Genomic DNA, 14,446 nt, shown 5'->3' with positions numbered 1-14,446 from the left:
GTCGTCTCAGTCATCTCAGTCATCGAGGAGCAGGTTCGTGATCCGGGCCGTGCACAGGCGCTTGCCCGCGTCGTTCGTGATGACGATCTCGTGCGTGGCCACCTTGCGGCCCAGGTGCAGCGGCGTGCACACGCCGGTGACGAGGCCCGCGACGCCCGGGCGGTGGTGGGTGGCGGAGATGTCGACACCCACCGCGTGCCGGCCGGGCCCCGCGTGCGCGGCCGCCGCGAACGAACCCAGTGTCTCGGCCAGTGCCACGCTGGCTCCGCCGTGCAGGATGCCATACACCTGCTGGTTTCCCTCCACCGGCATGGTCGCGGTAAGCCGTTCCGTGCCGAATTCCGTGAACACGATGCCCAGCTTGACCGCGAGCGGGCCCACGCCGTGTTCGGCGAACAGCTGATGGTGCCTCTCGGGGATGCCGTGGGCCGTGAGTTGCTCCGCGAACGGGTTGGCCGCGGCGGGGGGCGGCGTGAATTTGTCGGTCATGGCCACTAGGCTTTCAGGTGTGAGCGAATCAACCAAACTTTCCCCCTCTGGACCTGGCACTTCTGGACTGGGCACTTCGGGCACCACCACGCCCAGGCTCCTGGTCATCGACGGCCACTCCATGGCGTTCCGTGCGTTCTATGCCCTCCCACCGGAGAATTTCGCCACCGACACCGGTCAGCACACGAACGCCGTGCACGGATTCACCTCCATGCTGCTGACCATGATCCGCCAGCAGAAGCCCACCCACGTGGCCGTCGCCTTCGACCTGGACACGCCCACGTTCCGCTCCGAGGAATACGCCGACTACAAGGGTGGGCGGAACAAGACGCCGGAGGAGTTCCACGGCCAGATCGACCTGATCATCAAGGTCATGGAGGCCATGCGCATCCCCACGGTCGCCGTGGACGGTTTCGAGGCCGACGACATCATCGCCACGCTCTCCACGCAGGGCGAGGCGGCCGGGTGGGACGTTCTCGTGGTCTCCGGCGACCGGGACGCGTTCCAGCTCATCACCGACAAGGTGCTCGTGCTGTACCCGAAGAAGGGCATCTCGGACATCCCGCCGATGGACGCCGCCGCCGTCGAGGCCAAATACTTCGTGCCGCCGAACCGCTACCCGGACCTGGCCGCGCTCGTCGGCGAGAGCGCCGACAACCTGCCCGGCGTGCCCGGCGTCGGGCCCAAGACGGCGGCCAAGTGGATCACCCAGTACGGCGGGCTCGAGGGCATCCTGGAGAACCTGGACGCCATCGGCGGCAAGGTCGGGGACTCGCTGCGCCAGCACGTCGACAGCGTCAAGCGCAACAGGCGGCTCAACCACTTGCTGCGGGACATGGACCTGCCCGTCGCGCTCGAGGACACGGTCCTGCACCACCCGGACCGCGAACAGGTCGAGGAACTGTTTGACACGCTCCAGTTCAACACCCTGCGCAAGCGGCTGTTCGACCTCTTCGGCGAGGAGGAGACCGTCGACGACGGCGAGGGCCACCGGGTGCCCACGCACCGGTCCCTCACCACCGCCGGGGCGCTGCGCGAGTGGCTGGCCGGCGTGGACGGCAAGGCCGGGGTGCAGGTCGCCGCCGCCCCGGCCGGCCACCTGACCGAGGCCGTCGGCGTCGCCATCGCCACGGAGCACAAGGCCGCCTGGGTCGACCTGGCCAGCGCCGATGCGGACCTGGAAAACGCGTTGTCCGGCTGGCTGCTGGACCCGGCCGCACCGAAGGTCGTGCACGAATACAAGGAGGCGCTCAAGGCGCTCGACGCCCGGGGCCTGTCACTGGCCGGCGTCGTCGACGACCCGTCGATCTCCGGCTACCTGATCCAGCCCGACCGCCGCTCCTACGACCTGCCGGACCTGAGCCAGGTCCACCTGAAGGTGACGTTCGCGGCGGCCGACGCCTCGTCGTCGGGCCAGCTCGAGCTGGGACTGGACGGTGACGGCACGGCCGCCGCGAACGTCCAGTCGGCCTATGTGGCGCTGCTGCTCAGCCGGCATTTCGAGACCCTGCTCGTCGAGCGCAAGGCCGAACACCTGCTCACCGAGCTGGAGCTGCCGCTGGCCAAGGTCTTGTCCCGGATGGAGCTGGCCGGCATCGCGGTCTCCGCGGACCGGCTCGACGAACTCATGGACGACTTCACGAAGGCCATGAACGCGGCCCAGGAGGCGGCGTACGCCGCCATCGGGCACGAGGTCAACCTCGGTTCGCCGAAACAATTGCAGGAGGTGCTCTTCGACGAACTCGGCTTGCCGAAGACGAAGAAGATCAAGACCGGCTACACCACCGACGCCGCCTCGCTGAAGGCCCTGCTGGAGAAGACGGGACACGAATTCCTGGTCCAGCTCATGGCGCACCGGGAGGCGTCCAAACTGCGCCAGATGGTGGAGACGCTCAAGAAGTCCGTGGGCGAGGACGGCCGCATCCACACCACGTACGCGCAGAACGTGGCCGCCACCGGTCGCATCTCCTCGAACAACCCCAACCTGCAGAACATCCCGATCCGGACGGAGGAGGGCCGCCGCGTGCGCGGCATCTTCGTCGTCGGCGACGGCTACGAGTGCCTGGTGGCCGCCGACTACTCGCAAATCGAGATGCGCATCATGGCGCACCTGTCCGGTGACGCCGGGCTGATCAAGGCGTACGCCGACGGCGAGGACCTGCATCGCTACGTCGGCTCGCACGTGTTCAACGTGGCGCCGGAGGAGGTCACCGGCGCCATGCGCTCGAAAGTGAAGGCCATGTCCTACGGGTTGGCCTACGGATTGACCAGCTTCGGGCTGTCCAAGCAGCTGGAGATCTCCGTCGACGAGGCCCGAACCCTCGTGCGGGACTATTTCGACCGGTTCGGCGGGGTGCGCGACTACCTGCGCGGCGTCGTCGACCAGGCCCGCGTCGACGGCTACACGACGACGATCGAGGGCCGCCGGCGCTACCTGCCGGACCTGACCAGCACCGACCGGCAGCTGCGCGAGCTGGCCGAGCGGGTGGCGTTGAACTCGCCCATCCAGGGGTCTGCCGCGGACATCATCAAGCACGCCATGCTCGACGTCGCGGCCGAACTCGACCGGCGGGGCCTGAAGTCGCGGATGCTGCTGCAGGTCCATGACGAATTGGTCGTCGAGGTGGCGCCGGGGGAGCGGGAGGCGGTCGACGAGATCCTCGTCGCCCGGATGGGCGGCGCCGCGGCACTGTCCGTGCCGCTCGAGGTCCAGCTCGGCGCCGGCAACAGCTGGAACGACGCCGGCCACTGATCCACGCTTGCCAGGTTCCCGAAAAATCGCTAGCGCGATTTTTCGGGAACCTGGCAAGCGTGGACCCATCCGCCCATTCGCCCGTCCCATCCAGCAAAGGAACCAGCATGACCACGGACCGCACCACCGTTCTCCGCCACCCGCGGGCGTTCCCGTACGAGTTGCGGTCCTTCCCGTCGCGGCTCGAGGACGGCGAGGTGCCCGGTCGCCTGCTCCAGTGGATCCAGGCCGCGGTGTTCGGCTTCTATGGGGAAGCCCCGGACCCGGAGGACATGCGCAAGTTCGTGGAGAGCGAGCAGGTGGACGGCCGGGTGGTGGTTGGCGCGTACCTGGTCGGCACCGAGACGCCGGCCGGGGCGTGGGATGCCAGCATCCCGGTCGCCACCTATGCCTATCATCGCAAGGACCTGAACGTGGGCGCCCCGGCGCGGCTCCCGGTGCACATGATCACGGCCGTGACGGTGCGCGCGAGCCACCGCCGCCGCGGCATCCTGCGGGCCATGATCACCTCGGATCTCGCCCAGGCGAAGGCGGCCGGCCTGCCGATGGCCGCGCTCACCGCGTCGGAGGCCGTGATCTACGGCCGTTTCGGCTTCGGCACGGCCACGCACCACTGCTCGGTGGAGGTCGCGGCCAAGGGCGGGCTGGTGTTCCAGAACGCTGCCGCCGCCCATTCGGGGGTGGTGGAGGTGGCCGAGCCCGCCGTTGTCGCCGACCTGCACGACGACGTGTTCGCCCGCGTCCATGCGGGCACCTACGGTTCAATCGGGCGGCAGGACCTGTACAGGTCGATCGTCTCCGGCCAGGGCGGGTACGAACACCCGAAAAAGGATCCGGCGGTGCGTGCCGCGCTGCACTATGACGCGGCGGGCGGCGTGGACGGGTACGTCACCTACAAGGTGGACGAACGCGACCCGGCCGGGCCGACGGCGAAGGTCGTCGACGTGCTGGCCGTGGACAGCAGCGCGTATCTGGCCCTGTGGAATTATCTCGGCTCACTGGACCTCATCGAACGCGTCACCTGGACCGAGGCGCCCGAGAACGACCCGCTCGAATGGGCCATCGTGAACAAGCGCGATTACCGGCGCACGGAAACCGAGGACCACCTGTGGCTGCGCATCCTGGATGTGCCGCGCAGCCTGTCGGCGCGGCGGTACTGGGCGGACGGCGAGCTCACGCTGCACGTGACCGACCCGCTGGGGCACGTCTCGGGCACCTACCGCATCAGCGTCGCGGCCGGCGCGGCGACGGTTCTCGTCGTGGATGAGGACGACGACGCCGACCTCGCCCTCGGCGTCGCCGAACTGTCGAGCCTGTACTTCGGCAACGTGTTGGCGCACACGCTGGCCGCGGCCGGCCGGGTCCGGGAGCAGCGGGCCGGCGCGTTGGCGGAGTTCGACCTGCTGTTCGGCTCGCCGGTGCGGGCCCACAGCCTGACGGACTTCTAGCCAGACCCCGCCCGGGCCGGTGTGCGAAACGCATCGCGGTTGCACAGCCACAGGGTGGTCCCCGCGGTGGCCGCGTTGACGGCCAGCAGCGAGACCAGCACCAGCAGCTGGACGATGCCGGCGTCCACGGCGGACGCGCCACCGAGGATCATGCCGACGAAGGCGCCCGGCAGGGTGACCATGCCGGCCGTCCGGGTCTGGTCGATGGACGGCAGCACGGCCTCGCCGGCCACCGGGCCGGCCACCATGCCCCGGGCCCGGGGCCAGTCGAGGCCCAGCGCGGCGGCCGCCTCGACCTCGCCGAACCGCTGCCCGAGCTCGTCCCGGATGCGCCGTCCGGCCAGCGTCGTCGTCGACATGGCACCGCCGATCTGCTGGCCCAAGACGGCGATGATGGCCAACGCATCCACCGGCAGCACGCCCGAGACGAACATCAGCGCGGCGACGGGCACCACCCCGACCGCCAGCGGCACGGCGGCCAGCCACCAGCGCCCGTCCGGGGCGATGCGCCGCCCGCACGTCCACACGGCCACGGCAAACATGAGCGCGACGAACGCGAACGCCAGCGGACCCCGTCCGGACAGCCAGGCGATGACGAGGGCCACGACGGCCAGCTGGGCGAAGGCACGCACCCCGGCCAGCACGATCTGGCGCGGATCCCGGCCCAGTGCCACCCGCCACAGTACGGCCGCGAGCAGCAACAACACCGGCAACAGCACCCACGTCAGGGGCCCCAGGTTCAAAACGCTCGATCCGTTCACAACGCAATTATCGCCGTCGCCCGTTCCCCTGGTGCCCGGCGCCGCGCCGCGCGGTAGGCTGGCGGACATGGCACCCACCGAAAACGCGGCCATCACGGCCGTCACGCTCGGCGTCGCCGACGTGGCCGCCTCGCTGCGCTTCTACGTCGACGGGCTGGGGTTCCGGGAGATCAGCACCATTCCCGGCGAGATCGCGTTCGTGCAGTCCGGGCACGGTCCACTGTTGGCCTTGTGGAACGTGGCGAGCATGCCCGGCGAGTACGGGAACGTCGGGCACGGGCCCTTGGCCCCACCCATGTCGCTCGGGCAGAACGTGGACTCGGCCGCGGCCGTCCGGGACCTGTACGACCGGGCCCTCGCCGCGGGCGCCACCGCCGTCACCGAGCCGACGCTGCGCGAGTGGGGCGGCACTAGTGGCTGCGTGGCCGACCCCGACGGGTTCCGCTGGGATTTCGTGCACAATCCCGGCTATGTGCGCGACGCCGACGGGTCCATCCGGTCCGTGTGACACGCTTTTGCGCTCCTTGGCCCAACGTTCTAAACTGAACGGGCGCGTAGTGCGCGATCACCGAAGAACTACTAACCATCTATCCACATCGGAGCCCCTACTACATGACCATCACGACTCCCGAGAAGACCGGTACCCCCGTCGTCGCCATCAACGACATTGGTACTGCTGAAGACTTCCTCGCCGCAGTGGACGCAACCATCAAGTACTTCAACGACGGCGACCTCGTCGAAGGTGTTGTCGTCAAGGTTGACCGCGACGAAGTCCTGCTCGACATCGGTTACAAGACCGAAGGTGTCATCCCCTCCCGTGAGCTTTCCATCAAGCACGACGTCGACCCCGGCGACGTCGTCGCCGTCGGCGACCAGGTCGAAGCCCTGGTGCTCACCAAGGAAGACAAAGAAGGCCGCCTGATCCTCTCCAAGAAGCGCGCTCAGTACGAGCGTGCGTGGGGCGACATCGAAAAGGTCAAGGAAGAGGATGGTGTCGTTACCGGTACCGTCATCGAGGTTGTCAAGGGTGGTCTTATCCTGGACATCGGCCTGCGCGGCTTCCTGCCCGCCTCCCTCGTGGAGATGCGCCGCGTCCGCGACCTGGCTCCGTACATCGGCCAGCAGATCGAAGCCAAGATCATCGAGCTCGACAAGAACCGCAACAACGTGGTCCTGTCCCGCCGTGCCTGGCTGGAGCAGACCCAGTCCGAGGTCCGTTCCACGTTCCTCAACAAGCTGGAAAAGGGCCAGGTTCGTCCCGGCGTCGTGTCCTCCATCGTCAACTTCGGTGCGTTCGTGGACCTGGGCGGCGTCGACGGCCTGGTGCACGTCTCCGAGCTGTCCTGGAAGCACATCGACCACCCGTCCGAGGTTGTCGAGGTCGGCCAGGAAGTCACCGTCGAGGTTCTCGAAGTGGATCTGGACCGCGAGCGTGTGTCGCTCTCGCTCAAAGCCACGCAGGAAGACCCGTGGCAGACCTTCGCCCGCACGCACGCGCTGGGCCAGGTTGTCCCCGGCAAGGTCACCAAGCTGGTTCCGTTCGGTGCGTTCGTGCGCGTCGAAGACGGCATCGAGGGCCTGGTCCACATCTCCGAGCTGGCCGTGCGCCACGTGGAGCTGGCCGAGCAGGTCGTCTCCGTCGGTGACGAGCTGTTCGTCAAGGTCATCGACATCGACCTGGAGCGCCGCCGCATCTCGCTCTCCCTCAAGCAGGCCAACGAGGGTGTCGATCCCGAGGGCACCGAGTTCGACCCGGCCCTGTACGGCATGGTTGCCGAGTACGACGCCGAGGGCAACTACAAGTACCCGGAGGGCTTCGATCCGGAGTCCAACGAGTGGCTCGAGGGTTACGAGACCCAGCGCGCCGTTTGGGAGCAGCAGTACGCAGACGCCCAGGCCCGCTGGGAAGCCCACAAGAAGCAGGTTGCCGCGCACTCCGCCGAGGACGCCGCCGCAACGGGCTCCGGCGACCACGAGTCCGCCGCGACCAGCTACTCCTCGGAGCCGGCCGCCTCGGATGCCGGTGCCGGCACCCTGGCTTCCGACGAGGCCCTCGCCGCACTGCGCGAGAAGCTGACCGGAAACTGATTCCGCCAACACTGTTTTCAGGACAGTGACGACGGGCCCCGCCGCGAGGCGGGGCCCGTCGTGCTTAACCCGGTGATTGAGCTCGTCGAAATCCGGAAGAGGTCTCGACGAGCTCGACCACCGCGGGTCTCGACGAGCTCGACCACCGCACCTCACCCTGGCACGGGCGTGTCGACCCAGTCGGTGCCGGCATCGACCAGCTCGCCCGCTCCCGCCGTCAGCGACGCAAGCCGCGCCCGGGCACCCGCGATCGTGCCGGCGTCGTCCGCCACGGCGAGCCCCACCAGCGTGCGCCGCGCATCATAGCCGTTCCCCGTCATCGTGTACCCGGCGGTGTGCAGCTCGTGCTCCAGCCGGCCGGCGTCCGCGTGCGGCACGGCGACCGTGAACAGCCGCAGCCGCGACCGGCGCACCAGCACGGCCGCGTCCAGGGCGGCCGACACTGAGTCGGAATAGGCGCGGACCAGCCCGCCGGCGCCGAGCAGCACGCCGCCGAAATAGCGGACGACGACGGCGCACACGTCGCTGAGGTCGGCCGCCGGTGGGGTGCCGGGACGGGTTTCGCGTTTCAGCAGCGCGTCGAGCATGGGCATGCCGGCGGTGCCGGACGGTTCGCCGTCGTCGTTGGAGCGCTGGATGCCCCGGTCCGGCCCCAGCACGAACGCCGAGCAGTGGTGCCGGGCGTCATGGAATTCGCGCCGCAGCTCGGCAACCAGGGCGCGTGCGCCGGCCTCATCCTCCACCCGGCGCAGCACGGTGATGAACCGGGAGCGTTTGATGACGAGTTCGTGGCGGAGGCCGGCGCCGGGTGCCAGCGTCGTGTATGCGGCGGGCCGGTCAACAGCCGCCGGCGGGTGGATCCTCACCCTGCCAGCCTAGCCGGGAAGCCGTGGCTGTTCGGGCCGGCGGAATCTTCTCCCCGGTTTCTTGTTGGCAGGGTGCCGGGGTGGAAAACTGGTGGGAGCAGGACAAGCGTCCATCGCCCGAGGAGCAGCATGCCATGTTGCGGCTCTATTTCCTGGGGGAACAGCGCGTGCGGGACCAGGGTGCGGCGGAGACGTCGCCGCCCGTCGTGGGGCGCGCCCTGGAACTGCTCGCCTATCTGGTGGTCAACGCGGGGCGGCCGCAGGAGCGCGAACGGCTGGCCGGGTTGCTGTGGCCCGAGAGCGGCGGCCAGCAGTCGCGCACCAACCTGCGCCGGGAATTGCACGGGCTTCGGCACCGGCCCGGGCTTGGCGCCAACATCCGCGCCGACGGCACCGCGCTCAGCTGGCAGGACGGGCCCGGGTGCCGGGCCGATGTGCGCGATTTCGCGGTGGAACGGACGGCCGCGCTGCGCCTCGAGCGGGAGGGGGACCCGGCCGGGCTGCTACGCCACGGCTGGGCCGCCATCGAGGCGTATGCGGGGGACCTGCTGCCGGGCCTGTACGACGACTGGGTCCTGGCCGAGCGCGAGGCGCTGCACCGCCAATGCGTTGACCTGTGCGACCGCGTGGCTGCGGCCGCCGACGTCGCCGGCGACCCGGTGCGGGCCGTGGCGGCCGCCCGGCGCCGCATCCAGTTGGAACCGTTGGAGGAGGCGGGCTACCAGACGTTGATCGGCTTGCAGGCGGCCCTCGGTGACACGGCCGCCGCCGTGCGCACGTATCATCGGTGCGCGTCCGTGCTGGAACAGGAACTGGGTGTGGCGCCCGGGCCGCGCACACGGCAACTCGCGCGCAGCCTCTTGGGCTTCACGCCGGCGCTGCGGCCCGCGGGCGGCCGGGCCGTCATGGTCCTTGAGCCGGGGCCCGGGGCGGGACGCCCTGTCGGCCGTGAGCGGGAGGAGTCGATGCTGCGCGCACGGTGGACCCGCGCCACCGCCGGTGCCCCCGGCCTGGTCCTCGTGACCGGCGACGCCGGGGTCGGAAAGACGCGGCTGGTCGTCTCCCTCTTCGCGGCGGCCAGGGCGCAACGGGCCGTCACGGCCTATGCCCGGTGCTTTGCCGGGTCGGGCGGCATCGCCTTGGCCCCGGTGGCCGGTTGGCTGGGCGGCACGGACTTCCAGGCCGTCGCCGGGTCGCGGAATTCGTCCTGGAGCGGGGAAGTCGGCCGCCTGCTGCCGTCGATCCCGGATGGCCCGGAAGCCGCCGCCATGCCCCGCGCCGACGCGGCCCCACAGGGCGTCTCCGGCGGACTTGCCGACGCCTGGCAACGCCTCAGGTTCTTCGAGGGCATGGCCCAGGCCGTGCTGGCTCCCGGCCGGCCGACACTCCTCGTCCTCGACGACCTCCAGTGGTGCGACGAGGAATCGCTGAACTGGCTGTCCTTCCTGTTTGACCATGCCCCCGGCGCGCCGTTGCTGATCGCCGCCACCGCACGCACCGACGACCTGGCGGCCAACACCGGGACCCTCGCGGCGTTGAACGTCCTGCGGAACGCGGGCTGGGTGTCGGAGCTGGCCCTGGCACCGCTGGATTCCTCGAGTTCCGCAGAACTTGCCGAGTCGGTGATCGGCCGTCGCCTGACCCCGCAGGAGATCCCCCTGCTGCACGCCGCAACGGGGGGCTACCCGCTTTACATCGTCGAGGCGGCCCGCGGCATGGGCGAAGCCGGCCTGGCCGAGGTGCTGCTCGGCACGCTGGACGGGCACGGCGTCCTGCGCCGCCGGCTTGAACAGTGCTCACAGCCGGCGCGGGACGTGGCGGCCCTGGCCGCCGCCGTGGGCAGGGTCTTCAACCTCGACCTGTTGGCCCAGGCATGGGACGCCGACGAGCGGTCGCTGGTGCAGGCCGTGGACGAACTGTGGCGCCGGCGGATCCTGCGAGAACAACGCGGCGGCTACGATTTCAGCCACGACCTGCTCCGGCAGGCCGCCTACGACCAGGTGTCCCCGCCACAGCACTGGCTGCTGCACCGGCGGCTGGCCCAGGGCCTGGAGGCGCTGCATCCGGGCAACGTCGACGCCGTGGCCGCCCAGCTCGCCGACCAGTACCGGAGGTCGGGAGCTCCGGAACGTGCCCTGCACTACTACTTGCGGGCCGGTGACGCGGCGACACGGATCTTTGCCAATGCCCGGGCGCTGGCCGACTATCAAAGCGGACTGGACATCCTGGACGGCCAGCCGCCGGGACGGGAGACGGCCGAAAGCGAGCTCGACGTGCGCGTGCGGATGCCCGCACCCCTGACGGCGTTGCAGGGCTACTCCTCCCCGCAGCTGCGGCGGACACTTGTTCGGATCGTCGAGCTGTCCGGGGAACTGGGACACCCACGCATCCTCGTCTCCGGGCTCATCGGGCTCTTCGCGGCCACATTCGTCCACGGTGAGACGGCCCTGTCCCACAGCATTGCCGCGCGTGCGCTGGGCCTGGCCAAGGACATGCCCGACCTCGCCGGCCAGGCCCATTTCGCGTTCGCCGGCGCCGCGACCAGCCTGGGCCGCACGGACGAGGCCATCGACCACTTCGACCGGGTGGCCGCATTGTCCCCGGACACCTACTCGTACATCCTCGGCACCCGCGTCGAGGTGCACGCACGCGCGTGGTCGGCGCATGCGCATTGGCTCGCCGGGGACGACGACGGCGCGCTGGCCTTGGCCGCGGAGGCGGAGGACCGCGCGACCCGGGCCGGGCACCCGTACAGCCTGGCCGTGGCGTTGGCGTACGGCGCGGTCCTGCACCAGCTGCGCCTGGGGTCCGGGCTCGGTGGAGGAACGGAGGCGGAGGCGCTGGCACGCTCCGCGGACCAGCTGCGGCAACTGTGCGGACGCTATGATTTCGCCTACTACGGCCAGTGGGGTGCCATCCTGCAAGGGTGGCTCGCCGGCGGGGAGCCGGGGCTCGCGGCGGTCCGGACGGGTATCAGCGAATTGCGTTCCGTCGGGGCCTTCGCCCGGATGCCGTACTGGCTGGCCCTGCTCGCCGACACCCTGCTGCGCTGCGGCCGCCCGGGTTCCGCACGCGCCGTGCTGGCCGCGGCGGAGGCGGCCGCGTACCAGCGCGATGACCTGTGGTGGCTGCCGGAGGTGCTGCGCCTGCGTGCGCGGCTCGAGGACCCGCAGGGCGCCGCATCGCTGCTGGCCCGCGCCCGCACCCTGGCGCGGGAGCAGCACAGCCCCATGCTGGCCGCACGGCTTGCCGCCGTCGGCCGGGCACCATGACCGCCCGGCGTTCGCCGGCCGCCGACGGCGGCGAACGCCGGGCGAACGCGGCCGTCCTAGCGTTGGGGACATGACGGCGGCCACCGGGCCGCCATGCCGCAGGGAGAGAACACCATGTCAACCACAAACGCCCCCGCCGAGGAACGGCTGCACCCTGCCGCACCGCTGGCGGACCTTGCCGCCGCGCTTCGCGGGCCACTGATCACGGCAGCGGATGCCGACTACGAGGCGGCACGCGCCGTGTACAACGCCATGATCGACCGCCGGCCGCTCGCCATGGCCCGGTGTGCGAACGCCGCGGACGTCGTGAGCTGCGTGCGCTTCGCCAACGAGCACGGGCTGGAGCTTGCCGTGCGCGGCGGCGGCCACAACGCGGCCGGTCTCGGCGTGTGGGACGGCGCGCTCGTCGTCGACCTGTCCACCATGCGCAGCACGACCGTGGACCCGGTGGCCCGCACGGTGCGTGTTGACGGCGGCTGCACGTGGGGCGACGTCGACAGCGCCACGGTTCCCTTCGGCATGGCCACGCCGTCGGGCTTCATGGCCTCCACGGGTGTTGGCGGGCTGGCCCTCGGCGGCGGTGTCGGCTACCTGTCGCGGCGTTACGGGCTGACGGTGGACAGCCTGCTGAGCGCCGACGTCGTCACCGCCGACGGCACCCTGCTGACGGCCGACAAGCAAAACCACCCCGACCTGTTCTGGGCGCTGCGCGGCGGCGGCGGCAACTTCGGCGTCGTCGTGTCGTTCCGCTTCGCCTGCCACGACATCGGCGAGAACGGGACGGTCGTGGCCGGCCCGGTGCTGTACGACCTCGCCGACGCCCCGGCGGTCATGCGCTGGTACCGGGAGCTGCTGCCCGCCCTGCCGGAGGAGCTCAGCGGCTGGATCGGGTTGATCACCATCTCGCCGGCGCCGCCGTTCCCGGAGGAGCTGTGGGGCAGGAAGTCCTGCGTCATCGTGTGGTGTTACACCGGCCCGGCGGACAAGGCCGACGCCGTGACGGCCCCCGTGCGCGAGTTCGGCAACCCGCTGGTGGTGGGCCTGGCGCCCATGCCGTTCTCCGCCCTGCAGTCCGCCTTCGACCCGCTGTACCCGGCCGGCCTGCAGTGGTACTGGAAGGCCGACATGTTCACCGAGATCAGCGACGCGGCCATCGACATCCACGCCAAGTACGGCGAGCAGCTGCCGACGGGCCACTCGACCATGCACCTGTACCCGATCGACGGTGCGGCCGCCCGCGTTGACGGGGCCGCCACGGCGTTCCCGTACCGCGACGGCGGCTGGGCCGGGGTGATCGTCGGTGTCGATCCGGATCCGGCACAGGCACCCGCCATCACGGCCTGGGCCCGGAGCTACTGGGACGAACTGCACCCGACGTCGGCCGACGGCGTCTACGTCAACTTCCTCGGGCAGGAGGGCGACGACCGGGTGCGGACCGCCTACGGCGACAACTACGCCCGGCTGACCCGCGTTAAGGCCGTCTACGATCCGCGGAACGTGTTCCACATCAACCAGAACATCCCACCGGCCGGCTGAAACCCGGTGGTCGAGCCTGTCGGTGGTCGAGCCTGTCGAGACCCCCGGTGGTCGAGCTTGTCGAGACCCGGGTGATTTCGACAGGCTCAATCACCGGTTCCGGTGGTCGAGCCTGTCGAGACCCCCGGTGGTCGAGCTTGTCGAGACCCGGGTGATTTCGACAGGCTCAATCACCGCAAGCGCGTCGCTGTCTACACTGGGGGCCAGATCCCGGACTGGAACAGGTGCTCGCCGGATCGGGTGAACCACCAGGCTTGGGTGCGGTCTCCGCCGGCATCGGCTTGGGCACCGACGCCGGCGCCGGCCACGCGTGATACCTCGGTGAGCACCAGCCCGGTGGACTGGTGCTGGATCAGCCAGGCGCTTTCGGCGTCGAGTCCGGTGGGGAACTCGCGGATGATGGCCAGCCACTGTTGGTCGTCCCCGCCGGTCGGCTCGGTTTGGGCGAGCAGGCCCTGCGCGTCGAGGTGCAGTGTCTTGCCGGTGGACAGCGACACGATCGTGAACGGGCCCGGGCCCTCGCCGGCGTCGGTGAACGGGATGTAGGGTTGGCCGTTCGCGTCGAGCAACTGCCACAACTGGTTCGGTCCGCCGTTGTAGTCAAACTGCTGGATCGGCTGGTCCGCCGCGGTGAAGCCGGGGACGTCCAGCACCAGCCCGGGGAGCACCGAGATGATCAGGAACGCATCGACGTCCTCGACCGGCTGCACCGCCCAGTGTTGGTTCGCCCCGCCGTTGAACGCGAACAGCTGCACGTCCCCGCCGTCGCGGCCGATACCGTCGGGAATGTCGAGGACCATCTCGTTGGCCGGATGATCGATCCCGCCCGGCCCGTCATCGGCAAGCACCCGGGTGGCGAACGTCGCCGGGTCGACGTCTGGCAACACTCAGTGCCCGTCCGGTCGTCCGGCACACCAGCTGCGCGAACGGCGAGTCCGGGACCGGGACCAGCCCCCACTGCTGGTTGCGACCACCATTGAATGTGAACTGCTGCACCCGATCGGTGTCCGGATCACCGTCTGGCACATCCAGCACCCGGTCACCAGCCCAGTTGTAAACCCGCTGAAACCGCATCGAAACCACTTTCTGGCACGTCGGCTCGCCACCCGAGTATTCGTAGCCTTGACCGCGCTGCGCGGCTCCCGCCGTTCACACGTCCTCTCGCCACGCCGGTCCGGGCGCTGGCGCGCACACCTCCCGATGAACCGCTCTTGATAGCCTCCGACGCGGCACC

The 14,446-nt window shown here is 70.1% G+C and carries 11 protein-coding genes; 6 read left to right on the top strand and 5 right to left on the bottom strand.

Annotated elements, in window-relative coordinates:
* Nucleotides 1–15: 15 nt before the first annotated feature.
* Nucleotides 16–489 (bottom strand): hotdog fold thioesterase, encoded by a 474-nt coding sequence (locus tag EJC77_RS10370; protein ID WP_125612305.1) that lies wholly within the window; start codon nt 487–489, stop codon nt 16–18.
* A gap of 121 nt (nt 490–610) precedes the next feature.
* On the opposite strand from EJC77_RS10370, the gene polA reads away from it, so the two are divergent.
* Nucleotides 611–3,241, top strand: a complete 2,631-nt coding sequence (polA, locus tag EJC77_RS10365; RefSeq protein ID WP_240630087.1) for a DNA polymerase I — start codon at nt 611–613, stop codon at nt 3,239–3,241.
* Between the two features lie 107 nt (nt 3,242–3,348).
* Nucleotides 3,349–4,689, top strand: coding sequence for a GNAT family N-acetyltransferase (locus EJC77_RS10360; RefSeq protein ID WP_125612301.1), 1,341 nt, complete (start codon nt 3,349–3,351; stop codon nt 4,687–4,689).
* Here the strand turns inward: EJC77_RS10360 and EJC77_RS10355 are convergent.
* Nucleotides 4,686–5,450 (bottom strand): ABC transporter permease, encoded by a 765-nt coding sequence (locus EJC77_RS10355; protein WP_205787108.1) that lies wholly within the window; start codon nt 5,448–5,450, stop codon nt 4,686–4,688. The two genes, EJC77_RS10360 and EJC77_RS10355, sit on opposite strands and share 4 nt — an antisense overlap.
* Before the next feature lie 67 nt (nt 5,451–5,517).
* Between EJC77_RS10355 and EJC77_RS10350 the strand changes: the two genes are divergently transcribed.
* Together EJC77_RS10350 and rpsA are read left to right on the top strand one after the other, a co-directional pair.
* Nucleotides 5,518–5,958 carry a VOC family protein gene (locus tag EJC77_RS10350; RefSeq protein WP_125612297.1) on the top strand — a complete coding sequence of 147 codons (441 nt, stop codon included), beginning with the start codon at nt 5,518–5,520 and terminating at the stop codon, nt 5,956–5,958.
* Nucleotides 5,959–6,062: 104 nt separating this feature from the next.
* Nucleotides 6,063–7,538: a 30S ribosomal protein S1 gene (gene rpsA, locus EJC77_RS10345; protein ID WP_125612295.1), complete on the top strand. Its 1,476-nt coding sequence runs from the start codon at nt 6,063–6,065 to the stop codon at nt 7,536–7,538.
* A gap of 152 nt (nt 7,539–7,690) precedes the next feature.
* On the opposite strand, the gene EJC77_RS10340 is transcribed toward rpsA, so the two are convergent.
* Nucleotides 7,691–8,404: an IMPACT family protein gene (locus tag EJC77_RS10340; RefSeq protein ID WP_240630084.1), complete on the bottom strand. Its 714-nt coding sequence runs from the start codon at nt 8,402–8,404 to the stop codon at nt 7,691–7,693.
* An 80-nt stretch (nt 8,405–8,484) separates the two neighbouring features.
* Between EJC77_RS10340 and EJC77_RS10335 the strand changes: the two genes are divergently transcribed.
* Nucleotides 8,485–11,676 carry an ATP-binding protein gene (locus EJC77_RS10335; protein WP_205787106.1) on the top strand — a complete coding sequence of 1,064 codons (3,192 nt, stop codon included), beginning with the start codon at nt 8,485–8,487 and terminating at the stop codon, nt 11,674–11,676.
* Nucleotides 11,677–11,790: 114 nt separating this feature from the next.
* Nucleotides 11,791–13,212 (top strand): FAD-binding oxidoreductase, encoded by a 1,422-nt coding sequence (locus EJC77_RS10330; RefSeq protein WP_125612293.1) that lies wholly within the window; start codon nt 11,791–11,793, stop codon nt 13,210–13,212.
* 191 nt (nt 13,213–13,403) lie between these two features.
* Here the strand turns inward: EJC77_RS10330 and EJC77_RS10325 are convergent, their stop codons facing one another.
* Nucleotides 13,404–14,099, bottom strand: coding sequence for an RICIN domain-containing protein (locus EJC77_RS10325; RefSeq protein WP_125612291.1), 696 nt, complete (start codon nt 14,097–14,099; stop codon nt 13,404–13,406).
* Nucleotides 14,047–14,286: an RICIN domain-containing protein gene (locus EJC77_RS21570; RefSeq protein WP_125612289.1), complete on the bottom strand. Its 240-nt coding sequence runs from the start codon at nt 14,284–14,286 to the stop codon at nt 14,047–14,049. The genes EJC77_RS10325 and EJC77_RS21570 overlap by 53 nt, the downstream gene beginning before the upstream one ends.
* Nucleotides 14,287–14,446 lie beyond the last annotated feature (160 nt).

The sequence above is a fragment of the Specibacter cremeus genome (assembly GCF_003946885.1).
GTDB lineage: Bacteria > Actinomycetota > Actinomycetes > Actinomycetales > Micrococcaceae > Specibacter > Specibacter cremeus.
This window is presented reverse-complemented; position numbering and strand designations above follow the sequence as displayed.

Excerpts from the sequence above, each read along its gene's own strand:
- EJC77_RS10370 (WP_125612305.1), bottom strand. The coding sequence starts at position 489 with ATGACCGACAAATTCACGCCGCCCCCCGCCGCGGCCAACCCGTTCGCG.
- polA (WP_240630087.1), top strand. The coding sequence starts at position 611 with ATGGCGTTCCGTGCGTTCTATGCCCTCCCACCGGAGAATTTCGCCACC.
- EJC77_RS10360 (WP_125612301.1), top strand. The coding sequence starts at position 3,349 with ATGACCACGGACCGCACCACCGTTCTCCGCCACCCGCGGGCGTTCCCG.
- EJC77_RS10350 (WP_125612297.1), top strand. The coding sequence starts at position 5,518 with ATGGCACCCACCGAAAACGCGGCCATCACGGCCGTCACGCTCGGCGTC.
- rpsA (WP_125612295.1), top strand. The coding sequence starts at position 6,063 with ATGACCATCACGACTCCCGAGAAGACCGGTACCCCCGTCGTCGCCATC.
- EJC77_RS10330 (WP_125612293.1), top strand. The coding sequence starts at position 11,791 with ATGTCAACCACAAACGCCCCCGCCGAGGAACGGCTGCACCCTGCCGCA.
- EJC77_RS21570 (WP_125612289.1), bottom strand. The coding sequence starts at position 14,286 with ATGCGGTTTCAGCGGGTTTACAACTGGGCTGGTGACCGGGTGCTGGAT.